Annotated in this window: 21 protein-coding genes, 1 tRNA gene, 1 pseudogene and 1 riboswitch; of the genes and pseudogenes, 11 read left to right on the forward strand and 12 right to left on the reverse strand. The window is 64.3% G+C overall.

The annotated features are described in order from the left end of the window. The first annotated feature begins 79 nt into the window (after positions 1-79). Positions 80-970 carry a DUF4339 domain-containing protein gene (locus tag AC0L3C_RS23615; RefSeq protein WP_473264264.1) on the forward strand — a complete coding sequence of 297 codons (891 nt, stop codon included), beginning with the start codon at positions 80-82 and terminating at the stop codon, positions 968-970. 40 nt (positions 971-1,010) lie between these two features. Here AC0L3C_RS23615 and tesB read toward each other — a convergent pair whose 3' ends face one another. Further along, positions 1,011-1,874, reverse strand: coding sequence for an acyl-CoA thioesterase II (gene tesB / locus AC0L3C_RS23620; protein WP_106943919.1), 864 nt, complete (start codon positions 1,872-1,874; stop codon positions 1,011-1,013). Between the two features lie 148 nt (positions 1,875-2,022). On the opposite strand from tesB, the gene AC0L3C_RS23625 reads away from it, so the two are divergent. After that, positions 2,023-3,243 carry a ubiquinone biosynthesis hydroxylase gene (locus tag AC0L3C_RS23625; RefSeq protein WP_473264262.1) on the forward strand — a complete coding sequence of 407 codons (1,221 nt, stop codon included), beginning with the start codon at positions 2,023-2,025 and terminating at the stop codon, positions 3,241-3,243. 184 nt (positions 3,244-3,427) lie between these two features. Here the strand turns inward: AC0L3C_RS23625 and AC0L3C_RS23630 are convergent, their stop codons facing one another. After that, positions 3,428-3,625 carry a Trm112 family protein gene (locus AC0L3C_RS23630; RefSeq protein ID WP_007598651.1) on the reverse strand — a complete coding sequence of 66 codons (198 nt, stop codon included), beginning with the start codon at positions 3,623-3,625 and terminating at the stop codon, positions 3,428-3,430. 60 nt (positions 3,626-3,685) lie between these two features. Next, positions 3,686-4,216 carry a TetR/AcrR family transcriptional regulator gene (locus tag AC0L3C_RS23635; protein WP_473409095.1) on the reverse strand — a complete coding sequence of 177 codons (531 nt, stop codon included), beginning with the start codon at positions 4,214-4,216 and terminating at the stop codon, positions 3,686-3,688. Positions 4,217-4,323: 107 nt separating this feature from the next. Here AC0L3C_RS23635 and AC0L3C_RS23640 point away from each other — a divergent pair, with 107 nt between their 5' ends. The 3 genes from AC0L3C_RS23640 (at position 4,324) to AC0L3C_RS23650 (ending at position 5,823) form a co-directional block, all read left to right on the forward strand. Beyond that, positions 4,324-4,674 carry a hypothetical protein gene (locus tag AC0L3C_RS23640; RefSeq protein WP_473409126.1) on the forward strand — a complete coding sequence of 117 codons (351 nt, stop codon included), beginning with the start codon at positions 4,324-4,326 and terminating at the stop codon, positions 4,672-4,674. 213 nt (positions 4,675-4,887) lie between these two features. Then, complete coding sequence (locus tag AC0L3C_RS23645) at positions 4,888-5,166, forward strand: PepSY domain-containing protein (RefSeq protein ID WP_473265610.1); 279 nt, start codon at positions 4,888-4,890, stop codon at positions 5,164-5,166. A gap of 63 nt (positions 5,167-5,229) precedes the next feature. Continuing rightward, positions 5,230-5,823 carry a cytochrome b/b6 domain-containing protein gene (locus tag AC0L3C_RS23650; RefSeq protein WP_473409096.1) on the forward strand — a complete coding sequence of 198 codons (594 nt, stop codon included), beginning with the start codon at positions 5,230-5,232 and terminating at the stop codon, positions 5,821-5,823. Between the two features lie 19 nt (positions 5,824-5,842). Here the strand turns inward: AC0L3C_RS23650 and AC0L3C_RS23655 are convergent, their stop codons facing one another. Continuing rightward, on the reverse strand, positions 5,843-6,520 hold the full coding sequence (locus tag AC0L3C_RS23655) for an LON peptidase substrate-binding domain-containing protein (RefSeq protein ID WP_473409097.1): 678 nt from the start codon (positions 6,518-6,520) through the stop codon (positions 5,843-5,845). 68 nt (positions 6,521-6,588) lie between these two features. Then, a complete protein-coding gene (trxA, locus tag AC0L3C_RS23660; RefSeq protein ID WP_007598659.1) occupies positions 6,589-7,512 on the reverse strand; it encodes a thioredoxin in 924 nt (307 codons plus the stop codon). 275 nt (positions 7,513-7,787) lie between these two features. On the opposite strand from trxA, the gene AC0L3C_RS23665 reads away from it, so the two are divergent. The 4 genes and pseudogenes from AC0L3C_RS23665 (at position 7,788) to AC0L3C_RS23680 (ending at position 11,404) form a co-directional block, all read left to right on the forward strand. Further along, positions 7,788-7,862 (forward strand) — tRNA-Gly (locus tag AC0L3C_RS23665). A 75-nt stretch (positions 7,863-7,937) separates the two neighbouring features. Beyond that, positions 7,938-8,923, forward strand: a pseudogene (locus tag AC0L3C_RS23670) (NAD-dependent epimerase/dehydratase family protein). Between the two features lie 379 nt (positions 8,924-9,302). Next, entirely contained in the window at positions 9,303-10,595 is a 1,293-nt protein-coding gene (locus AC0L3C_RS23675; protein WP_473409098.1) for a PQQ-dependent sugar dehydrogenase, read from the forward strand. Positions 10,596-10,810: 215 nt separating this feature from the next. Further along, the gene (locus AC0L3C_RS23680) at positions 10,811-11,404 is read left to right on the forward strand and encodes a c-type cytochrome (RefSeq protein WP_018459679.1); all 594 of its coding nucleotides are present in this window, start codon (positions 10,811-10,813) and stop codon (positions 11,402-11,404) included. A 12-nt stretch (positions 11,405-11,416) separates the two neighbouring features. Here AC0L3C_RS23680 and panE read toward each other — a convergent pair whose 3' ends face one another. From panE to AC0L3C_RS23695, 3 genes are all read right to left on the reverse strand, one after another. Next, positions 11,417-12,340: a 2-dehydropantoate 2-reductase gene (gene panE / locus AC0L3C_RS23685; protein WP_456766892.1), complete on the reverse strand. Its 924-nt coding sequence runs from the start codon at positions 12,338-12,340 to the stop codon at positions 11,417-11,419. Positions 12,341-12,553: 213 nt separating this feature from the next. Beyond that, positions 12,554-13,168: a 2-hydroxychromene-2-carboxylate isomerase gene (locus AC0L3C_RS23690; RefSeq protein WP_473281698.1), complete on the reverse strand. Its 615-nt coding sequence runs from the start codon at positions 13,166-13,168 to the stop codon at positions 12,554-12,556. 126 nt (positions 13,169-13,294) lie between these two features. Next, the gene (locus tag AC0L3C_RS23695; protein ID WP_473409099.1) at positions 13,295-13,891 is read right to left on the reverse strand and encodes a DUF2239 family protein; all 597 of its coding nucleotides are present in this window, start codon (positions 13,889-13,891) and stop codon (positions 13,295-13,297) included. A gap of 149 nt (positions 13,892-14,040) precedes the next feature. Here AC0L3C_RS23695 and AC0L3C_RS23700 point away from each other — a divergent pair, with 149 nt between their 5' ends. Beyond that, positions 14,041-14,706, forward strand: a complete 666-nt coding sequence (locus tag AC0L3C_RS23700; RefSeq protein WP_063992271.1) for a glutathione S-transferase family protein — start codon at positions 14,041-14,043, stop codon at positions 14,704-14,706. A 10-nt stretch (positions 14,707-14,716) separates the two neighbouring features. Here AC0L3C_RS23700 and AC0L3C_RS23705 read toward each other — a convergent pair whose 3' ends face one another. Together AC0L3C_RS23705 and ggt are read right to left on the reverse strand one after the other, a co-directional pair. After that, positions 14,717-16,012 (reverse strand): MFS transporter, encoded by a 1,296-nt coding sequence (locus tag AC0L3C_RS23705; RefSeq protein ID WP_473409100.1) that lies wholly within the window; start codon positions 16,010-16,012, stop codon positions 14,717-14,719. Between the two features lie 112 nt (positions 16,013-16,124). Next, positions 16,125-17,876, reverse strand: coding sequence for a gamma-glutamyltransferase (gene ggt, locus AC0L3C_RS23710; RefSeq protein WP_473409101.1), 1,752 nt, complete (start codon positions 17,874-17,876; stop codon positions 16,125-16,127). Positions 17,877-17,975: 99 nt separating this feature from the next. On the opposite strand from ggt, the gene AC0L3C_RS23715 reads away from it, so the two are divergent. After that, positions 17,976-19,364, forward strand: a complete 1,389-nt coding sequence (locus tag AC0L3C_RS23715) for an MFS transporter (RefSeq protein ID WP_473409102.1) — start codon at positions 17,976-17,978, stop codon at positions 19,362-19,364. A 144-nt stretch (positions 19,365-19,508) separates the two neighbouring features. On the opposite strand, the gene purH is transcribed toward AC0L3C_RS23715, so the two are convergent. Both purH and AC0L3C_RS23725 read right to left on the reverse strand, forming a co-directional pair. Next, positions 19,509-21,101, reverse strand: a complete 1,593-nt coding sequence (gene purH / locus AC0L3C_RS23720) for a bifunctional phosphoribosylaminoimidazolecarboxamide formyltransferase/IMP cyclohydrolase (protein ID WP_473265596.1) — start codon at positions 21,099-21,101, stop codon at positions 19,509-19,511. 25 nt (positions 21,102-21,126) lie between these two features. Next, a riboswitch (ZMP/ZTP riboswitch) is annotated at positions 21,127-21,208 on the reverse strand. Between the two features lie 59 nt (positions 21,209-21,267). Continuing rightward, entirely contained in the window at positions 21,268-22,986 is a 1,719-nt protein-coding gene (locus AC0L3C_RS23725) for a heparinase II/III family protein (protein ID WP_473265617.1), read from the reverse strand. Positions 22,987-23,085: the final 99 nt, after the last annotated feature.

The raw sequence follows: 23,085 nt of genomic DNA on the forward strand, positions 1-23,085 counted from the left end.
CCACAATGCGTTTTTGGCATGGATGCGATGAACCCAAGCGTCGCGGCCGGTACAAAACTATGTTCGAGGGGGACGCTTCATGGCGAGTTGGTTCTACGCATCCGAGGGCAAGCAGCAGGGGCCCTATCAGGAAGGGCAATTCCGCGACCTCGTCGCCCAGGGAGTCGTGCGCCCGGATACGCTGGTGTGGTCGGAGGGCATGGCCGGCTGGCAGAAGGCGGCCGAAATCCCCGGCCTGATCAGCGGCGGCGGTGCACCCCCGATGATGCCGGCTGGCGGCCCGCCGATGATGGGCTCCGGGGGCTACGGCGGCGGTGGCGGCGGAGGATCGCTGGCGGTCGATTTCGGCATCCTCGAGTTCACCTGGCGCAGCATCGTGATGCTGATCGGCATGTGCTTCATCATCCCGGTGCCGTGGGTGTTCGTCTGGTACACGAAATGGATCGTGTCCTGCGTGAAGGTCCCCGGGCGGCCCAATCTCAGCTTCACCGGCAATGCGATGGCGCTGGTGCCCTGGTATTTCGGGTTCATCGTTCTGGCGATCGTGATCGGGTTGATCGGCGTCCCCTTGCTGAGCAATTTGCTGTTCATTGCCCAGATCGTTCTGTACTGGCTCCTGATCAAATGGATGGTCGCGAACCTCGCCTCCAACGGGCAGCCGCTCGGCCTGAGCTTCACCGGCACGGTCTGGGCCTATGTCGGCTATAGCCTGCTGTTTGCGATCTCCATCATCACCATCATCGGCTGGGCCTGGGTCGCCGCGGCTCAGATGCGCTGGTTCTGTCGCAGCATCGAAGGCACGCGGCGCGAGATCGTCTTCAACGGCAGCGGTCTCGGAATTCTCTGGCGGGGCATCGTGGCCGCATTCCTGTGCGGCTTCATCATCCCGATCCCGTGGGTATATCGCTGGATCATGAACTGGTTCGCGTCGGAGACCGTTCTGGCTCCGCGCGGATCGCTCAGGGCATGACCTTGAGAGGCATAAGCGCGATCGATCGTGCTTGTGCCTCCTAGGCCTTCCGTTCGCGAACGGAGCCTTCCTGCGCGACGGAAGCCACCAGCGTGCCGTCGGGCTTGAAGATCGAGCCGCGCGTCAACCCACGGCCGCTTCGCGCGCTCGGCGAATCCTGTGCGTAGAGCAGCCATTCGTCGGCGCGGAACGGGCGGTGAAACCACATCGCGTGGTCGAGGCTCGCGGGCATCATGCGCTTGTCGAACAGGGTGCGGCCGTAGCGCGCCATGATCGCATCGAGCAGCGAGAAGTCGGACGCGTAGGCCAGCGCGCACATGTGCAGCGCCGGATCGTCCGGCAGCGTCGCCGCGGTCTTGATCCAGACATGGATGCGGCCGTCCTCGATCCTCTCCCCGAAATAGCGGCCGAGCTCGACCGGGCGCAGCTCGATCGGACGGTCGGATTCATAGTAGCGGCGGATGAACTCCGGCATCTCCTTGAACATCGGCTGCTTCGCCACCTCCTCCGCCGTCAGCTTTTCCGGCGGCGGCACGTCGGGCATCTTGTCCTGGTGATCGAACGCGCTCTCCTCCTCGGCATGGAACGACACCATGATCGAGAAGATCGCGTTGCCGTGCTGAATCGCGGTGACGCGTCGCGTCGAGTAACTCTTGCCGTCGCGCAGGCGCTCGACCTGGTAGATGATCGGGATCTGCGGATCGCCGGGCAGGATGAAATAGCAATGCAGCGAATGCGGCAGCCTGCCCTCGACGGTGCGGCACGCCGCAACCATCGCCTGCCCGATCACCTGGCCGCCGAACACCCGCTGCCAGCTGGTCTTCGGACTGTTGCCGCGGAACAGATTCACCTCGAGCTGTTCGAGGTCGAGGATCGAGATGAGGTCGATCAGGCTCTTGGACATGGAATTCAGCTTTCGCCTTGCCGCCCCGGGTTCGCTGCTCCGGAATGACACAATGGGGGCTTTCCGCCCTTGTTTCACCGCACTGTTTCGCCCACCTCAAGTCTGCTAGCAAGACTAAGAAACGCGAAGACTTAGCCGGGAATTGGGTATGTCGGTACAGGGTAGCATTGTCATCGGTGGCGGCGCGTTTGCAGGCCTGGCGCTGGCCCTGGCGCTGCGTCAGGGGCTCGGGCCCGAGATCCCCGTCATCGTCGCCGACCCCGCGCTCGGGACCCGTCCCAGCCGCGACCCGCGCGCCACCGCGATCGTGGCCGCCTGCCGCCGCCTGTTCGAGGCGATCGGCGCCTGGGATGACGTCAGGGGCGAGGCGCAGCCCATCCTCGACATGATCGTCACCGATTCAAAGCTCGAAGACGCCACCCGCCCGGCGTTCCTCAACTTTGCCGGCGATGTCGCGCCGGGCGAGCCCTTTGCGCATATGGTCGAGAACCGCCGCCTGATTGATGCGCTGGTGGTGCGCGCCGAGGCCGAGGGCATTGATCTCCGCGCGACCACAGTGTCGTCTTACGACGCGCGGGCCGAAGGCATCGACGTGACGCTCGGCGACGGCAGTGTCATCGCGGCGAGCCTCCTGGTCGCGGCTGACGGTGCGAAGTCGAAACTGCGCGAACGCGCCGGCATCGCTACCCATGGCTGGGAATATGATCAATCCGGCATCGTCGTCACCGTCGGCCATGAGCGCGATCACGAGGGCCGCGCCGAAGAGCATTTTCTGCCGGCGGGTCCGTTCGCGATCCTGCCGCTTTCGGGCAAACGCTCCTCGCTGGTATGGACCGAGCGCCGCAGCGAAGCCGCGCGTATCGTTGCGTTGAGCGACGAAGAATTCCACGGCGAGCTCGAGCAACGCTTCGGCCTGCATCTCGGCGAAGTGAAGGCGCTCGACAAGCCGCGCGCGTTTCCGCTGTCCTATTTCGTCGCACGCTCCTTCATCGCCGAGCGCCTCGCGCTGGTCGGCGATTCCGCCCACGTCATCCACCCGATCGCGGGCCAGGGTCTCAACATGGGGCTGAAGGACGTCGCCGCGCTGGCCGAAGTCGTGGTCGATGCCGCGCGGCTCGGCATGGATATCGGCGCCGCCGACGTACTCGAACGTTACCAGCGCTGGCGCCGTTTCGACACGATGGCCATGGGCGTTGCCACCAACTCGCTCAACTTCCTGTTCTCGAATCAATCGACGCTGCTGCGCACCGTGCGCGACATCGGCCTCGGCCTGGTCGACCGCGCCCCGCCGCTGAAGAACCTGTTCATCCGCCAGGCCGCGGGTTTGACCGGTGAGATACCGCGGTTGCTGAAGGGCGAGGTGCTGTAGGAATTTCCTGTCGTCCCGGACAAGCGCGCCTCAAGCGCGCGCAGATCCGGGACCCATACGCCGCAGCATTAATTTTGCGATGATTCGGAGTTGCCGGCTTGCGCCACAACCACGTCCTGTGGTTATGGGTCCTGGCCTTCGCCAGGACGACAGCGAGAGTGTGGTGCGGCGATCGCGCCAAACCTCAATCGATCTTGCGGGCCTCTTCCGGCAGCATGATCGGGATGCCGTCGCGGATCGGATAGGCGAGCTTCGCGCTGCGCGAGATCAGCTCCTGCTTTGCAGAATCGAACTCCAGCGGGCCCTTGGTCAGCGGGCAGACCAGAATCTCCAGCAATTTGGGATCGACGCTGGCTTCGGGGCGTTCGGTGGGCGCGTTCATGGGGGTCTCCGGCGGTCGGTTGCCTCTAGCATAAAAAATCGTAGCAGCCCATCGCGTCGCTCAAGCTGAAACCATCCGCAGGATCTCGTCGAGCAGGCCCTCGAGCCGCGCGGCCGGCGATGGCGGGCCCGACAGGGCGAAGCCGAGAAACGTCCAGTACAGGATTTGCGCGCGGGCTCGCGCCGTCGCCGCCTCGAACCCGCGCTTCCTCAGCAGCTCTTCGATATAGTCGAGCCTGCGCCGGTCGATCGCACGCACCGCCGATTGTGCCGCCGCATCGAAGGCCGCCCAGTTCCGGACCGCGCGCTCGAGGTCGAGCCGCGCGCCAAAAGTCCTGCGCAGCAGCGCTTTCAGCGGATCGTCGCTGTCCGCCTCGACATCGGCGATGATCTGCTCGGCCGCGATCTCGCGCCAACGCCTCAAGAGAGCAGCATGGAACGCGCCGAGATCGGCGAAATGCCAATAGAAGCTGCCGCGCGAGACCCCAATGGCTTTCGCCAGCGGATCGGCCTTCAGCGCGGTGAAGCCGTCTCGCGCGAGCGCCTTCAGGCCTTGCTTGATCCAGTCGTCGGCGGTCAGCTGTTCGGCCATGTCGGGTTCCGGATTCGAACCATACACTAGTGTATTGACAGCCGACAGGCCAGCGTCTATCTCACCATACATAACTGTATGGATGAAATTTGCAGGGAGCTTTGATGATGCGTGATCTCTTGCTCCAGTGCGCCGGGGTCGTGACCATTGCCGTGGCCCTTATTCATGGCATTCTCGGCGAGACCAAGGTCTTTGCCCGCGCTCGCATCGGGCCGGAACGGCTCCGCACCCTGATCCGCCTGGTCTGGCAGGCTTCGACCGTCGCCTGGATCGGCGGGGGTGTGCTCCTGATCGCGGCGCCCTGGATGCAATCGGAGCCGGCGCGTCACTGGATCGTCGTCACCATGGTCGGCGTGTTTGGCTTCTCTGCTTTCGCCAACGCATGGGCCACGCGCGGCCGGCATTTTGGATGGATGGCGCTCAGTGCCGTCGTCGTCATGGCGGTCGCTGGCTACTGAGCGGCATATCGCAGTCATGCCTGTCGTGAGACGTAAGGCCGCATCGACGCGCCAAATGCAGGTTGCGCACGGAGGGCGCTGAGCTTTTTCGGATCGTTAGAATATCTCTAAAGGCTTGCGCCGCAGCTGCAGATTGACTTCGTCATGTGCTTTGCTTCCTTCGGTCCCGCTTCGCCCCAGGGCGTAGCGCCCACGACAGAAGAGGAGACGTTCGTGAAGGTTATTCGTGTTGCTGCCGTTGCATTGACGATCGGGATTGGCATGGGATCGGCGGCCTTGGCTGATGGTTTCAAGGACTGCACCAAGCTCGACAAGGCGTCGTGGAAGCCGGCGAGCGAAGCCGAGGCCAAGGCCAAGGCGCTGGGCTACGAGGTGCGGCGCTCCAAGATCGAAGGCTCGTGCTATGAGGTCTACGGCGTCAAGGAAGGAAAGCTTTACGAGCTGTTCTACAGCCCCGAAGATCTCAGCCTGAAGCACACGATTGCAAAGTAGACCGCGCCAGATGGTCTGCGCGCAAATGGTCTGCGCAAAGTCATGCCTGAGGGTGGTCCTCGCTTGATCGAAGAAACGGTACCGCACGCACGCGGGGAGTCCAACCGGACCCCCGCGGATCGAACCGCTTCGCGGAAAGTCGCGGTCTGGGACCTCCCGCTGCGGCTCTGGCACTGGCTGCTCGCGGCTTGCGTCCTGGCCGCCTGGTTCACGCCGACCGTCTATGACGGACTTCACCGCATCGTCGGTTATACCGTACTCGGGCTTGTTGCGTTCCGTCTGGTCTGGGGTCTTTGGGGAAGCCGCTATTCGCGCTTCCGCATGGTCGGCGTCAGGCTTCGGGCCGCGCCAGGTTATCTCTGGAATCTGCGCCGCGGCATCACCGGCCGCTATATCGGGCTCAATCCCGCCGGCACGTTGATGCTGGTGGCGCTGCTGGTCTCGCTCGCGGTCTCGACGATATCAGGCGCGATGTCGGTGACGGTGACCTTTTTCGGCGTCTGGTGGGTCGAGGACACCCACCACTATTCGTCGGACGTGGTCATCGTCCTGGTCGTGCTGCACGTCCTGGGCGTGCTGATGATGGGATGTCTCCAGCGCGAGAACCTGATCAGCGCGATGATCACCGGACGCAAGCGCATCCGCGGTCATTCCTGAGCAGGCGCACAGGCACCTGTCACTGCAACGGCGGATCGCCGCTGGTGCGCTTCTTCGCGAGGTCCATCTCGGTCACCGCGATCAAAATTTCGGCGCGGGTCTTCAGGTCGGGCGCTTCCAGCATCGCTTGCTTCTCGGCCACGCCATAGGGCGACATCATCGCCAGCGCGTTGACGAGCGCTTCGTTGGGAGCGGTCTCGACGCCCTCCCAGTCGACCTTGAGGTTGTTGGCTTTCAAAAAATCCGCCAGCACCGTCAACAGTGCCTCGCGATCGACCTCGTCCTCGCCCATGCGCGGCGTGAAGTCGTCGACGAAGGCGAAAAAATCCACCTTGCACTGGCGGTAGGCGGTGAGCACTTCGAGCTCCTTGAGCACTTTGAAGCGCGAGACACCGGTGAGCTCGAGGATGTAGCGGCCGTCGCCGGATTCCGCGAGCTGGGTGATGCGGCCGACACAGCCGACACGGAACAGTGCCGGCTTGTCGGAATTCTTGGGCGAGTGCGCGATGTCGGGCTGGATCATGCCGATCAGGCGATGACCGTCGCGGAAGGCATCGTCAATCATCGCGAGGTAGCGCGGCTCGAAGATGTTGAGCGGCATCTGCCCGCGCGGCAACAGCAGCGCGCCCGGCAGCGGAAACACCGGAAGGATCTCCGGAAGGTCGGCGGGCCCGCGATATTCGATGTTGATCGGCATCTGGTCCCCATTGTCCGCATCAAGTCACGATGCCTAACGCTCCGCCGGCTGTGATGGATCAATCATCGTCAGGAAAACAGGATGATCGACAAGCGCTTGCGTCCCTCGACGGTTGCATCGTCCGTGCCGCCCCAGGCCTCGAAGAACTGCACCAGCTGCTTGCGGGCGCCGTCGTCGTTCCATTTGCGGTCGCGCTTGACGATCGCGAGCAGCTGCTCGGTGGCGGCTGCCCGGTTGCCCTGGGCGTTGAGCGCGATCGCGAGGTCGAATCGGGCCTGATGATCGAGCGGGTTTGCGGCGACTTTCTGTTCCAGCTCGGCGACGGGCCCGAGCTGCTCGGCCTGCTCGGCGAGATCGATCGCGGTCTGCACGGCCTTCACAGCGGGGTCGTTGCGCTTGGATTCCGGCACCATGGCGAGCGTCTGCTTGGCCTGCTCCATCGCACCGGAGACGGCGTAGCATTTCGCCAGTCCGGCAAGGGCTGCGATGTTGGTCGATTCGAGCTGCAGCACTTCCGCGTAGATCTGCGCGGCCGCAGCGGCATCGCCCTCGGCGAGCACGGCCTCGGCCTCCTGGAGGATTTCCGCGATATTCGGCTCACCCGGCGCGGTCACGCCCTTGGTCAGCTTCTCGATGAAGGCGTTGAGCTGGCTCTCCGGGACCGCACCCATGAAGCCATCGGCCGGCTGGCCGTTGACGAAGGCGATCACCGCCGGAATCGACTGGATGCCCATCTGGCCCGGGATCGCCGGGTGCTGGTCGATGTTCATCTTGACCAGCTTGACCTTGCCCTTGGCGGCCTTGACCGCCTTTTCCAGCAAGGGCGTGAGCTGCTTGCAGGGGCCGCACCACTCCGCCCAGAAGTCGATCAGCACCGGCTGGCGCTTCGATTCCTCGATAACGTCCTTCACGAAGGTCTGGGTGGTCGTGTCCTTGATCAGATCGGCGGCAGCCGGGCCCGCTGCTCCGTTACCCTGGTCGATGATCGTCACGGGATCCCCTCGTCTGATGTCTGGAATTGGCGGGTCTTTAGCACGTCGCCAATTCATATGCTTCGCTGTTGGCCCTAAATTGGGCCGGGACGGCCGAATTTCAATCCATGCGGGCCGATTCGGCGGTTCCGGGGCATTTTTGGGTCATTTGGCCGCGTTCGGGTCGATATCGGGCCTCCGATTGCAAATCTATGCCGCCGGTAGCTGTTGCATTCCCCTCCCGCTTTTGGCATACGACAGCCGTTGTCGGCGCAGTCATGCGACCGACACAGGATGCGGGTGTAGCTCAGTGGTAGAGCACGACCTTGCCAAGGTCGGGGTCGAGGGTTCGAGCCCCTTCGCCCGCTCCAATTTTTCCCAAAGCATCCAGCCGGACCGGACGGGCACGTGGTTTCCACGCCGCTGGCGGCTGTATTGGGTCACGAATGACAATTCTGGTCACAGGTAGCGCGGGCCATCTCGGGGAGGCCGTTCTCCGCACGCTCCGCGGGCGGGGTTCGCCTGCGCGTGGCATCGACCTGAAGCCATCGCCCTTCACCGATGCCGTCGGCTCAATCGTCGATCTCGATTTCGTGCGGCGCCAGATGGACGGCGTCACCGCGGTGATCCACACCGCGACGCTGCACAAACCGCATGTGGCGACCCACAGCAAGCAAGCCTTCATCGACACCAACGTCACCGGCACGCTCAATCTGCTTGAAGCGGCGATGCGGCAGGCGTGCGCAGTTTTGTCTTCACCAGCACCACCAGCGCGTTCGGCTCGCAGCTCCGTTCCGACGCGGGACAGGCTGCGGTGTGGGTGACCGAAGATCTGCCGCCGATCCCGAAGAACATCTACGGCACGACCAAGCTGATGGCCGAGACTCTCTGCGAGCTGTTCTGTCGCGAGCGCGGCCTGCCCGTCGTGGTCTTGAGGACCTCGCGCTTCTTCCCGGAAGACGATGACGATCCGGCGGTGCGGTCGGCTTACGCGCTGGAGAACGCGCACGCCAACGAGCTGCTCTATCGCCGGCTGGATATCGCGGACGCGGTGAGCGCCCATCTGCTCGCCGCCGAGCGCGCGCCGGACATCGGGTTTGCCCGCACCATCGTGTCGGCCACGAGCCCGTTTGAGCAGCGCCACCTGTCTGCGCTGGCACGTGACGCGGCTGGTGTTGTGCGCGAGCTCTATCCGGATTGTGCGGAGCTCTTTGCTGCGCGCGGCTGGCGGCTGTTCCCCGCGATCGACCGCGTCTATGTCAACGCGCGCGCGCGGCGCGAGTTGGGCTGGCGGCCCGAATTCGACTTCGCGCATGTCCTGAACTGTCTTCGCGATGACCTCGATTTTCGCAGCACCCTGGCGCGCGCTGTCGGATCGAAAGGCTATCATGAGACGATTTTCGACGATGGTCCCTACCCCGTCGCCCCGTAGTCGCGATCTTTGCTAATTCGCTCGACGCCTCAGATGTCTACCCGGAGTCACCGGCAGCAAGCTGGCTACAGCCGTTCTACTGTGCATGGGGTTGTTTTCGCGTTTTTTTGTCCCGGGCTTCTTGCTGCCTGCAAATTAGCCGCGCGTGATCTTGATTCCGCGCTGCAGCGAGAGCGGTGTCGTCGCCGCATTCGCCATCATTGACTTTACGTCTCAATTTTTACTGAGCGCTATCGCGGCGCACGCGGCGCGCTTCTCACCGCTCGCAGATGTGCTAACCTTCCGCGTCTGTCCTCTCGACAGAGTCCGAACTTCGCCTCTCGACTAGCAAAACAAAATAAATGTGCAGCCCTGACGGCTGCCTTAGGGGAGTGACGCGATGAAATTCCATCGATCCGTCTTTCAATCCGCCTTTCAATCCGTCCTGGCGCTTGCAACAATTGCCCTTCTCGCGGGGACAAGCGTCGGTCACGCGCAGCAGCAGGACAAGAACAAGCCGCTGAAGAAATACGAATCCGGCACCAAGGAGTTCTGGACCCATCCACCGGACGACTGGTTCCTCGGCGACGAGACCGAGGCGCAAAAGGGCCTGGCGCCGCCGTCGGGTCCGCCCACCGGCGCGTCGGACGCCGAGCTCGCCAATATCGTCAAGAAGGTCAAGCTGCCGGCGGGCTTCAAGATGGAGGTCTATGCGTCCGGCGTGCTGGCCGCGCGGCAGATGGCCTGGGGTGACAAGGGTACGCTGTTCGTTGGCTCGTTCGGCCTCGGCAACGTCTACGCCATCAAGGACAACAACGGAAAGAAAGAGGTCAAGACCATCCTCAAGGGGCTGAACATGCCCACCGGTCTGGCCGTCAAGGACGGTGCGCTCTACGTCATCGCGGTCGACAAGCTGATCCGCTACGACGACATCGAGAACAAGCTCGACAATCCCGGCGAGGGCAAGGTCGTCTATGACGACATGCCGTCCTATGCCGCGCATGGCTGGAAATACATCGCGGTCGACAAGGAAGGCTGGTTCTACATTCCGTTCGGACCGCCCTTCAACATCGGCGTGCCCCCGACCAGCGTGTCGCAGATCCGCCGCGTCGATCCCAAGACCGGCAATGCGGAAATCTATGCGCTCGGCGTTCGCAACTCGGTCGGCGGCGACGTCGATCCGCGCACCGGCAAGTACTGGTTCACCGAGAATGCCCGCGACTGGATCAGCGACGATCTGCCCTCGGACAAGCTGAACATGATCAGCAAGATCGGCGAGCACTTCGGCTATCCCTACTGCCACCAGGGTGACCTGCCGGATACCAAGTTCGCGATGGGCCACAAATGCTCCGAGTTCACGCCGCCGGTGCTGAACCTCGGCGCTCACGTCGCTCCGCTCGGCATGAAGTTCTATACCGGCGACCAATTTCCGGCCGAGTACAAGAACAACATCCTGATCGCCGAGCACGGCTCCTGGAATCGTCACAAGTACCAAGGCGGCCGCATCATGCGCGTGATCGTCGGGCCCGACGGCAAGAACGCCAAGCAGGAGGTGTTCGCCTCCGGCTGGATCGAGGGCGACCAGGGCTATCTCGGCCGTCCCGACGACATCATCCTCGCCAAGGACGGCTCGATCCTCGTCGCAGACGATTGGGCCGGCGCGATCTACCGCATCAGCTACAGCAAGAAGTAGCGCAAGACGACACGAGGCTGCGGTGCCGAGGGGCGCCGCAGCCTTTCTCATTTCAGTTTCGTACGCTGTCGTTCCTGATCGCGCGCCGCTGGCGCGCCAGTCCGGAACCCTTGGCCACCAACGCGGGTTATCGAGTTCTCAGATGCGCAGTTGCGCATCATAGCTCGCGCTTCTTTGCCCTGGAACGACGCGTTCGATAGATCGGAATTCCAATCATGCGCCGGCAGTTCATCTCGCACGCAATCAGCGCGGTTGCGCTTCTCGCGCTCGGTTCTCTCCCCACAAGCGCCGCCGACAATGCCGCGATCAAGGAGAAGGCCGCCGTTTGCGCCGGCTGCCACGGCGAGAACGGCATCTCGCAAACCGAGAACATTCCCTCGCTCGCCGGCCAGCCCGATCAATTCCTGCAATGGCAGCTGGTGTTTTTTCGCGCCGGCTCGCGCAAGAACGACCAGATGCAGCCGATCGCCGAGGAGATCACCAACGAGGACGTCCGCAATCTCGGCGCCTATTTCGCCGCGCTGACGCCGCCGACAGCGGCGGAGGACAAGGATCCGGACCTGTCGAAAAAGGGCGCGCAAGTTGCCGCCGGCCGCCGCTGCGCCTCATGTCATACGGATAGCTTTGCCGGCACCAAGGCCGTCGCGCGGCTCGCTGGCCAGCGCGAGGAATATCTGGTCAAGGCGCTGCACGACTACAAGAGCAGCCAGCGCGTCGGCGGCGGTGGCGCCGCGATGGCCGATGTCGCCTATCACATGAGCGATGAGGAAATCACCGCCGTCTCGCACTATCTCGCGTATTTCAAATAGCGCGGGGTGCGCCTACCCCGCCCGCTGCTTCTCATACGCCTTCAAATGCGTGTAGGCGATGCGCAGTTTCGGCACCGGCACCTTGGCGGCGTCGGCACGCGCGATGAGGTCGCCGATGACGTGATCGGCCTCAACCGGCAGGCCCGCCTTGACGTCGCGGAACATCGAGGCCGTCATCGGTGAGCCCTCGGTGGTGAGGTTGCCCTTCACGCGCTCGAAGAACGGCCCGCCCGGCGTGTAGCCCGACGCGGCGGCGATCGCACTGGTCTCGTCCAGCATGCCGAGCAGGAAATCCCTGCCGCCGGGAGCGGCGAGAATGTTGCCGACGGAGGTGCGCATCAGGCTGGTGGACGCCGCCAGCGAGGAGAGGAACACCCATTTCTCCCACATGTCCTGCATGATGTTCTGGCTCGCGGTGGCGCCAGCGATGCCGCTCTTGAAGGCTTCGTCGATCGCCTTGACCCGATCCGATAGCTTGCCATCGCGCTCGCCGTAGTTGATCGACTGCATCGGCTGCAGCTGCACCACCTCGCGCTTCTCGTTGAGCGTCGCGGCGATGGCGCAGAGGCCGCCGAGCACGCGCTCCTTGCCGAACTTGTCGTCGAGGATGTCGAGATGCTTCATGCCGTTGAGCATGGGAATGATCGCGGTATTCGGTCCGACTGCTGCCGCGAACGACTTGATGGCGTCGTCGAGGTCGAAGGCCTTGCAGCTGAGCAGCACGACGTCGAACTTGTCCTTGAGCGCGTCGGCCTGAACGGTCGGCGGATTTTTCAAGGTCACGTCGCCGTTCGGGCTCTTGATGACGAGGCCGGCGCTCGCGAGCTCGCTGGCGCGCCGCGGTCGGACCAGGAAGGTGACGTCGCGACCGGCCTGCAACAGCCTGCCACCAAAATAGCCGCCGATGGCGCCAGCGCCGACCACGAGGATACGCATGGGATTGTCCTTGTTGTTTCTTGATTGCTTCTTGCCGTCGTCGTTGTTTCTTGCCGTCGTCCTGGCGAAAGCCAGGACCCATTACCCCGACTGCCTATTGTCGGACAAGTCGGAGGCCCAGCTTATCGCCAAACGCGATTCGGTGGTTATGGGTCCTGGCCTTCGCCAGGACGACATCAGAGATGATGGCTCGCTCTGTCCATCATACGAAAATCACTTCCCCGAGACCATCTCCTCGACCTCGCGCAACTGCTCCTTGCCGAAGAACATCTCGTTGCCGACGAAGAAGGTCGGCGAGCCGAACGCGCCGCGCGCGACAGCCTCCTCGGTGTTCTTGATCAGTCTGCCCTTCACCTCGGGTTCCGCCGCGAGGGTGAACAGCTTTTGCGCGTCGAGGCCGGAGGACGCCAGCGCCTTCGCGGCGATTTCCGGATCGTCCATCTTCTTCGGCTCGCGCCACATGTGGTGGAAGGCGGCCTCGACATATGGCTCGAACACGCCCTCGAGCTGCGCCGCGATTGCCGCGCGCATCAGGTTCAGCGTGTTGACAGGGAAGAACGGATTCCAGACATAGGGCTGCACCTTGAAGCGCTTGACGAAGCGCTCGGTCTCGACCGCCTGGAATTCCCGCTTGTTCTTGATGCCGGCAAGCGTCTCGGCCGGCGACTTGTTGTTGGTCGACTTGAAGATGCCGCCGAGCAGGATCGGCACATATTCGAATTTGACGTCGATGCGCTGCTCGATCGCCGGAATCGCGAGATGACTGAGATAGGCGTTCGGACTGCCGAAATCGAACAGGAATTGCGGGGCTGCGCGGGTCAAAATCATCCTCCCTGACGTCGCTTTTTCGCATTGTGGCGCAGCGCGCGCCGCGGGTCCATCGTTTAATGACGGTCATAATATTGTGAGCGCGCGAACACGTTGGGCGCGAGTCGGACGTACGAACGCCTGAGCTCAAGCGCGGTCGCTGTAGGCGAGCTTGACGATGTGGTCGCGGATGTCGGCGGGCCAATCTGCGATCAGTCCGATGAAACGCCGCCGGTCATCCGCAAACAATGCGCGCGAAGCTTCCTCGAACTGCGGCAGATTGCCGGCCATGGTCGACATGAAGTGATAGGCCGCATCGCGCGCCTGCCGCTCGCGGTCCTTGTCGCCGCTGGCGCGCCGCGCCTCTTCGACAAGTTTCCGTAGTGCGACCGAGGCGCCGCCAGCTTGCGCGCTGAGCCACTCCCAGTGCCGTGGCAGCAGCGTCACCTCGCGCGCGACCACGCCGAGCTTCGGCCGGCCGCGACCGCGTGGTTCGCTCGCCGATGCGGTCTCCTCAACCGGGGGTGGGACAAGCTTCGCCAGCCGCGCCAGCACCTCGCGGTCTCCGCCGCGCAGATCGAAGTCGATCGACCGGCCCGTGACGTCCTCGAAGATGATGATGGGCTGGTCCGGCCGCTCCGCCATCCGCTTGATAACCAGCGCGACCTCTCCGGCTGGCCCGGAGACCAGGCGGCGTGAACCCTGGAAGGCGGTGAAAGTCTTCTGCATTGGAATCATTGCCATATTGATCATGTTGAGACTTTAATACCCGGGTAAATTGCAAAGGTCAATATACCCGGATGAAAATATCCGACCGGATGGCTCGACATTGTGTTCCCGGGCTGGCACGAACGCGCGGCCGATCGACCATGCTTAGCCCCGGGGACCACGCGATGCTGACCGTTCACCACCTCAACAATTCCCGCTCGCAGCGCGTGCTGTGGCTGCTCGAGGAGTTGGGCGTGCCCTACGAGATCGTGCGCTATCAGCGCCAGCCGGACATGCGCGCGCCGAAGGAGCTGCGCGCCATCCATCCGCTCGGCAAGTCGCCCGTCATCACCGACAACGGCAACACCATCGCCGAATCCGGCGCGATCATCGAATATCTCATCGCCACCTACGGCAACGGCCGGTTGGTCCCGCCACCGAACACGCCCGAGCGGCTGCGCTTCACCTACTGGCTGCACTATGCGGAAGGCTCGGCGATGCAGCCGCTGCTGCTCAAGCTGCTGTTCACGCTGATGCCGAAGCGCGCGCCCGCGTTGCTCCGCCCGCTGGTGCGCAAGGTCTCGAACCAGGCGCTGACTGCGCTGGTCAATCCGCAGCTCAAGCAGCACATGGACTATTGGGAAGGCGAGCTCGGCAAGAGCGAGTGGTTCGCCGGTAACGAGTTCACCGCCGCCGACATCCAGATGAGCTTTCCGCTCGAAGCGGCCCAGGCGCGTGGCGGGCTCGAGCTCGGCCACCCCAAGGCGATGGCGTTCCTGGAGCGCATTCATGCGCGGCCGGCGTACAGCCGCGCCCTCGAAAAGGGCGGACCGTATCAGGTCGGACGATAGTTAGCCTGCATCAGTCCGCATGCAGCACGCGCCCGCGCGTCTCCGGCAGCGCGAAGGCGGCGATAAAGAACAGCGCATACGCCACCACCGCGAAGATCGCGATCGCATTCGCAAGCGACGTCGTCGCCGACAGCGCTCCGACCAGGAACGGAAACAGCGCGCCGATGCCGCGGCCGAAATTGTAGCAGAATCCCTGGCCCGAGCCGCGCAGTCGCGTTGGATAAAGCTCGGTCAGGAATGCGCCGACGCCGGAGAAGTAGCCCGAAGCGAAAAAGCCGAGTGGGAAGCCGAGCACCCACAGGACCTCGTTGGTCAGCGGCAGCTGCGTATAGAGCAGCACAATCGCGATGGCGCCAATCGAGAAGATCAGGAACAGATTGCGCCGTCCGATCCGGTCGGCGAGCCACGCGCCGGTAAGATAGCCGATGAAAGAACCGATGATCAGGGTCGAGAGATAGCCGGTCGAGCCGACGATCGACAGATGCCGCTCCTTGGTCAAGAACTGCGGCACCCAGAAGGTGACGGCGTAGTAGCCGCCCTGGCAGCCCGTCGCCATCAGCGACGCCAGGATGGTGGTCTTCAGGATCGGGCCTGAAAAGATTTCCCAGAGCGCCGGGCGATTGCCGCTCGCGGCGTGCCTGGCGCGAGCCTCAGCCGCTATCTCCGGCTCGGTCACGGAGCGGCGGATGTAGAACACCAGCAGCGCCGGCAGCGCGCCGATCACGAACATCCAGCGCCACGCTGTCTCCGAGGGCAACGCCGAGAACAGGATCGCCTGCGACAATACCGCGAGGCCCCAGCCGACCGCCCAGCCCGACTGCACCGAGCCGACCGCACGCCCGCGATACTGCGGCCGGATCGCTTCACCCATCAGCACGGCGCCCGCCGCCCACTCTCCGCCGAAGCCGAGGCCCAGCACCGCGCGTGCGATCAGGAGCTGTTCGAAGTTCTGCACGACCGCGCACACCAGCGAGAACAACGAGAACCAGATGATGGTGATCTGGAGCGTTCTGACCCGGCCGATATGGTCGGAGAGATAGCCGCCGAGCCAGCCGCCGATCGCGGAGGCCAGTAGCGTCACGGTGCCGGCGAGCCCGGCCGATCCTGCATCGACCTTCCACAGCGCGATGATGGTGCCGATCACCAGCGGATAGATCATGAAGTCCATGCCGTCGAGCGCCCAGCCTGCTGCGCAGGCCCAGAACGTCCGCCGTTCCGGCGCGTTCATGTCGCGATAGAAGGCGAGAAGGCTGGTGTCCTCGATCTCGGCGCGTTCGATGCGCTGGTTCGGATCAACGGTGGTCATGTGCGTTTCCCGACAGTGTTTTCTTTCGTAGTTTCTTTGGTCTCGCGGTGGTAGCACGCGCGGCGGCGCACGCAAGCCGGTCGCCCGGCCTTCGCGCCATGCAAGGACAGAGTTACTGCCCCGCTGCCTCCGCACCCCGGCTACGCGGATCGGGCGCGCCGAGCGGACCGTTGGCGGTCACCGCGATTGAATTCGCCGATGTCTGCCCCATCGGCGCGACGATGAGATGATCCATCGCCTTCAACTCGAGCAGCACATTATCGGGAAAGCCGCTCTCGACCCGGACTTCGTCGGGCAGCCATTGGTGATGCAGCCGCGGTGCCGCCACGGCGGCCGCGACGTCCATCTTGTAATCGAGGACGTTGACGATCACCTGGAGCACGGTCGAGATGATGCGGCTGCCGCCCGGCGAGCCCGTCACCAGAACCGGCTTGCCGTCCTTCAGGACGATGGTCGGTGACATCGAGGACAGCGGCCGCTTGCCCGGCCCGGGCAAATTGGCCTCGAAGCCGACGAGGCCATAGGCATTGGACGCGCCGACCGCCGCGGTGAAATCGTCGAGCTCGTTGTTGAGCAGCACGCCGGTGCCCTCGGCGACGAGGCCGAGGCCGTAACTGAAGTTCAGCGTATAGGTGTTGCTGACCGCGTTACCGCTGCCGTCGACGACGGAAAAATGCGTGGTGTTGCTGCCCTCATGCGGTGAGGTCGCGGTGGAAACGAGCTGTTTCGACGGCGTGGCGCGATCGGCGGAGATGGTTGCCCGCAGCTTGGCGGCGTAGTCTTTGGCGGTGAGCGTCCCGATCGGCGCGTTGATGAAGGCGGGATCGCCGAGATAGCGCGCACGGTCCGCATAGGCGCGCTTCATGGCCTCGATCAGCAGATGCAGCGAGGCCGGCGATCCCTGCTTCAGATCGGCGAGCTGAAAACCTTCGAGGATATTGAGCGTCTCCACCAGCACCACGCCGCCCGACGACGGCAATGGCATCGACACGATGTCATAGCCGCGATAGGTGCCGCGCACTGGCGCGCGGATCACCGCCCGATAGGATTGCAAATCGGCCGGCGTCATGATGCCGCCCGCGTCAGCCACGGCCTTGGCGAGTTTCTCCGCGACCGGCCCCTCATAGAAGCCGCGCGGGCCCTGTGCGGCGACAGCCGACAGCGTCTCGGCGAGATCGCTCTGCACCAGCCGGTCGCCTTCACTAAGCGACGTGCCATCAGGCCGCGAGAAGATCCTGGCTGAGGAGGGCCAGCGCACCAGCCGCTTGTGCCAGCCCGGCAGCGTGTCGGCGATGTCGTCGCCGACAAGGAAGCCATCGCGGGCGAGCGCGATCGCGGGCTGGAGTAGTTGCGCTAGCGTGAACCGGCCCGAACCATATTTTTCCAGGGCCAGCGCAAGACCCGCGACAGTGCCGGGCACGCCGACGCCGAGCGCTGAATCCCGTGACTTCGCCGCATCTGGCTTGCCGTCGGCCCCGAGAAAGATCTGCGGTGTGGTCGCGGCCGGCGCGGTCTCGCGATAATCGATCGTGATGTCTTCGTTGCGCTCCGTGGAATGAATCACCATGAAGCCGCCGCCGCCGATATTGCCGGCGCGCGGATAGGTCACGGCCATCGCAAAGCCGGTCGCGACCGCGGCGTCGACGGCATTGCCGCCGCGCCGCAGGATGTCGGCACCGACCTGCGCAGAGATTTTCTCCTGCGCCACCACCATGCCGTGCTCGGCGGGAACGGCATGCACCGTGTCGAGCGCGGGCGGCACATAGGCCCGCCGCGCATCCTGCGCGGTCGCGGTCGGAAGTCCGAACGCCAGAGTGGCAAGGAAGGCGAAAAATGTCCGCCGCGTCGAAAAAGACGACATCATCAAACTTCCGCAATGGCCATGGGCAGTTCACATGCAGCGCTGCAATGCTATACGGTTTGCTTCGACAGAGGCAAAACTGTTCGTGATGAGGATTATCGAGTGACGACGATCGCCCCGGATGCGCGCATCGCCGGCGCGCAGCGGACCTATCCGCCGCGCAGCGCGGTCGTCAGCTGGATCTTCTTCGACTGGGCCGCGCAGCCTTATTTCACGCTGATCACGACCTTCGTGTTCGCGCCCTATTTCGCCACCGGCATTGCGCCGAATCCCGCCACCGGGCAATCGCTGTGGGGCTTTGCGATGGCTGCCGCCGGCCTCGCGATCGCGCTGATGTCGCCGGTGCTCGGGGCTATCGCCGATGCTTCGGGCCGCAGGAAGCCATGGATCGCCGGATTCGGCGCAGTGCTGGTGCTGGCATCCTGCACGCTGTGGATCGGCAAGCCCGGCGACCCCTCGATCATTCCGCCGCTGCTCATCGCGGTCGCGCTCGCCAGCGTCGGCGCGGAATTCGCCACGCTGTTCAACAATGCGATGATGCCGACATTGGTGCCCCCAGAGCGCATCGGGCGCCTTTCCGGCACCGGCTGGGCAACGGGCTATGTCGGCGGCATCGTCAGCCTGATCATCGTGCTTGGCCTGCTCGCCGCGAATCCCGAGACCGGCCGCACGCTGCTCGGCTTCACGCCTCTGTTCGGGCTCGATCCCGTCAGCCATCAGGGCGACCGCGCCGCCGGACCGTTGACCGGGCTGTGGTTCATCATTTTCGTGACGCCGATGTTCCTGTTCACGCCGGACTATCCGGCGAAGCGTCCGCTGCGCGCGGCACTGCACGAAGGCCTGTCGGAGCTGAAGCAATCGATCAAGGGTCTGCCGCAGCAGAAATCGCTTGCGGCGTTTCTGCTCGCCAACATGATCTACACCGACGGTCTGGTGTCGCTGTTTGCCTTCGGCGGCATCTATGCGGCGGGCACGTTCGGCTGGCACACGATCCAGATCGGCACCTTTGGCATCATGCTCGCGATCGCCGGCGCGTTCGGCGCGTGGTTTGGCGGCAAGCTGGACGATCGCTTCGGGCCGAAGCGCGTGATCGCCGGCAGCATGCTGATCCTGCTGCTGGCTCTAGCGGCGATCCTGCTGGTCGACAAGGATTCGATCTTCTTCATCAAGGTCGCGCCGCCCACGCCCGGCGGTGCATTGTTCGCCGCTGCGTCAGAGCGCGCTTATCTGGTGCTGGGCTGCCTGATCGGTGCAGCCGGCGGTCCGCTGCAAGCGGCCTCGCGCACGCTCCTGATCCGTCTCGCACCGAAAGACCGCATCGCACAGTATTTCGGTCTGTTCGCACTGACGGGGAAAGTGACATCCTTCGTCGGCCCGCTCCTGATCGGCGTGATCACCGCAGTGACGGCGAGCCAGAAGGCCGGCATGGCCGTGCTGGTGGTGTTCTTCGTCGCGGGGCTGGCGCTATTGATGCGGGTGCGGGAAAATTAGTGTCGTCCCGGCGAAGGCCGGGACCCATACCGCGTGATTTCTCGTTGCCGCGACGCGGCTAGTACCGCAGACCAAACTACTTCCTGGGCTATGGGTCCCGGCCTTCGCCGGGACGACCCGTTAAGAGTTTCGTACACGACAGATCTAGTGCCTGAAGTGCCGCGTGCCCGTGAACACCATGGCGATGCCGTGCTCGTCGGCAGCCTTGATGACCTCATCGTCGCGCATGGAGCCGCCGGGCTGCACCACGGCGGTGGCGCCGGCCTCGATGCAGGCGAGCATGCCGTCGGCGAACGGGAAGAACGCATCCGACGCCACGACCGAGCCCTTGGTGAGCGGTTCGGCGAGCTTCAGCTCGGCCGCCGCATCCTGGGCCTTGCGTGCCGCGATCCGCGCTGAATCGACCCGGCTCATCTGGCCGGCGCCGATGCCGACGGTGGCGAGATCCTTGGCGTAGATGATGGTGTTGGACTTGACGTGTTTTGCGACACGGAAAGCAAACTTCAGATCGCGCATCTCGGCATCAGTGGGCGCGCGCTTCGTGACAACCCTGAAGCTCATGTCGTCGACCACCGCATTGTCGCGGCTCTGCACCAGCAGGCCGCCGGCCACCGTTTTGGCGGTGAGGCCCGATGCGCGCGGATCGGGCAGGCTGCCGGCGAGCAGAAGTCGAAGGTTCTTGCGCGCGCCGATGATGGCGATCGCTTCCTCGCTTGCGTCGGGCGCGATGATCACCTCGGTGAAGATCTTCGTGATCTCGCGCGCGGTGTCGGCATCGAGTGCGCGGTTCATCGCGATGATGCCGCCGAACGCCGAGGTGGAATCGCAGGCCAGCGCCTTGCGGTAGGCGCTGACGAGGTCGGAGCCCTCTGCGACGCCGCAGGGGTTGGCATGCTTGACGATGACGCAGGCCGCGGTGCGCTTGGCGTCGAACTCGCCGATGCATTCATAGGCGGCATCGGTGTCGTTGATGTTGTTGTAGGAGAGCTCCTTGCCCTGGAGCTGCCGCGCGGTCGAGACGCCCGGCCGCTTGTCGGGCGTTGCATAGAACGCCGCGATCTGGTGCGGATTCTCGCCATAGCGCAGTGACTGGATCAGCTTGCCGCCGAAGGCGCGGAAGTCGGGCGCGTCGATCTCGAGCTGGCGATTGAACCAGTTCGAGATCGCGGCATCGTAAGCCGCGGTGCGCGCGTAGGCTTTGGCGGCAAGGCGCCGGCGCAGCTTCAGCGTGGTCGCGCCCTTGTTGGCCGCGAGCTCGTCGAGCACGGCCTGATAGTCCTGCGCCTCGACCACGACGGCGACGTCATCATGGTTCTTCGCGGCGGCGCGGATCATCGCGGGGCCGCCGATGTCGATGTTCTCGATGCAATCCTCGAAGCCCGCGCCTTTGTCGACGGTCGCCTCGAACGGATAGAGATTGACGACGAGGAGATCGATCGGCGCGATGCCATGCGCCGCCATCGCGTCCGCGTGATCCTTGTTGTCGCGGATCGCGAGCAGGCCGCCATGCACCTTCGGATGCAGCGTCTTGACGCGGCCATCCATCATTTCGGGGAAGCCGGTCAGCTCGGAGACGTCCTTCACCTTCAGGCCGGCCGCGGCGATCGCCTTTGCGGTACCGCCGGTCGAGATCAGTTCGACATCGTGCGCGGCAAGCGCCTTTGCGAAGTCGATCAGGCCGGTCTTGTCGGAAACGGAGAGAAGGGCGCGGGTGACGCGGCGGGGATGGTCAGTCATGAGCAAGATCCTCTGTCTGAAGGAGTGTCTATGCCCAGGCGCGCGGCTGCTCAGTCTCGCGCTTCCCGATGGTGCTCCATCCAAGGTCGCCAGTCGCGCGAGCGAGGGCTCGATAGCAGTTTTCGGTCGCTTTCACAACGATCAGATGGCGCCGAATCGCATGCGTTTACAGCGGAAGTTCCGGCTCCCGCCGCGCATTTCTGCGGGCATTCGTGACCGCCGGCGAGGCGGTGGAGCGGACAAAACTCCAGCGGATCGAGGGCGCCTGCCGCGCATCCTGGCGGATCACGATCTGCGCGGTGCGGCGCGGGCCGTCATTGCCGGCCAGGGACACGCTGTCCTCCAGCTCCACCTTGTCGTCGAGCGCCTCGAAGGTCCAGACGTCGCGGTTCGGCAGCACCAGCATGACGCCGCGGGCATCGGACAGCCGGCTCGCCTTCACCGCCGGGTGCAGATGGAAGCGCAGCGCGAAATCGGCATCCGCACCCTTGAAGCGTCCGCCTTGCGGCGGCGACAACGTGTCCTCGCCGTCGATGCGCGCGCCGTCATTTGCGATCATCAGCACGCGGCGATGGATCGCGCCGAATTTTGTAAGATAACCGTCATGCGATGTCGTGAGCAGCGTGCCGTTCTGCACGATCTCGCGATAGCTCTCGACCTCGACGGGGCCACTGGTGATCGGAGCGCCGTGCAAGAGCCGCTTCATCGCCGACATCTCCACGAACTGGCATGACGAGGTGTCGTGATAGGTCAGCGTCGAATGCGCCGCCGTGCCGCGTGCGAACGGCCGCCAATTGTCGCGGCCCGTGGTCGGCATGCCGCAATTGGTGACGATGCGGCTGATGCCGGAGGACAGTTCGAATGACAGGCAGCCGGCATGGGCGTCGTGGCTGACGCTGGCTGCCGGCGGCGGGCCGGTGTCGATGATCAAAGTGGTCTGGCCGGCATCGAGGCGCTGGAAACCGGTATGCGGCATGTTCGACATGGGCGCGCCGTGGGTGTCGTCATAGGCAAGCAGCGTCGCGAGCAGATCCGAGGGCGTCGCGCTCATGCCGTTGAACAGCGCGAAATTGCCGTCGCCGTGGCGGAAGAAGCGCAGCATCGGCATCATGCGGTCGATCGCGTTGAGCAGCGCGGGCGGCGGCGCGATGTTGCGCGCGGCAAAGGTCTGGCGCAGCGGCAACAGGTCGATCAACAGCTCGATCAGCGCGCCCGGGTTGCGCGAGACATGCCCGCCGTCGGGCAGGATCTGCCGCTGCAATTCATCCGAGAGCTTTTTCGAGGCGCTGCGGATGTGACTTGCCTGGTTGGCGAGGCACAGCGCCGCATAGCACAGCGCGATCAGCACCTGGAGCTTCGGCACTCCGTCGGGAATGTTGACCATGGTGTAGCGCAGCAAGCGGATTTCGCGCGCCAGCGCGCGCAGATAGCGGCGGTAGAATTTGTTGTCAGTATCGTTGAGCACCAGCGGTGCCTGCGACAGCAGGGAGATCACGCGCCGCGCCAGCACGTCGGCGCGTCGCGCTACGGGGCGGCGCTTGCTGGCAGGATTGGCGATCCAGTCCTCGATCAGCGAGCGCGCATTCGCGCGCGTCAGCGCGGTGTCGGCGGCGCGCAAATGGCGCAGCCAGCCGAAGCCGAGCAGCGCAACCTCCCAATCCTCCGACGGAGGCTCGAGATCGAAGATCGAACGGCCGTGGCAATTGACGATCTTGCCGGCGAAGACGAAGCGGCCGGCATAGATTTCGGCGGCGCGGGTCGCATCCGCGGTGCGCAGATCATGCGGCGCGATGATCAGCCGGTCGGCGCGGCCGGGCCAGACCCGCGACAGGGCGACGGAACCGCCGCTCGCGCGCGCGAGCATGTTCCGCGCGAAGCGGTTCATCACCAGCGTCGAGATACGTCTGCGTTGAGCGACCGACACGCCTTGCCTTGATGGGGGAGAGGATTCCGACGAATCCTTATTAATCCCAAAATCGGACGG

This window comes from Bradyrhizobium sp. WSM4872 (assembly GCF_055811715.1).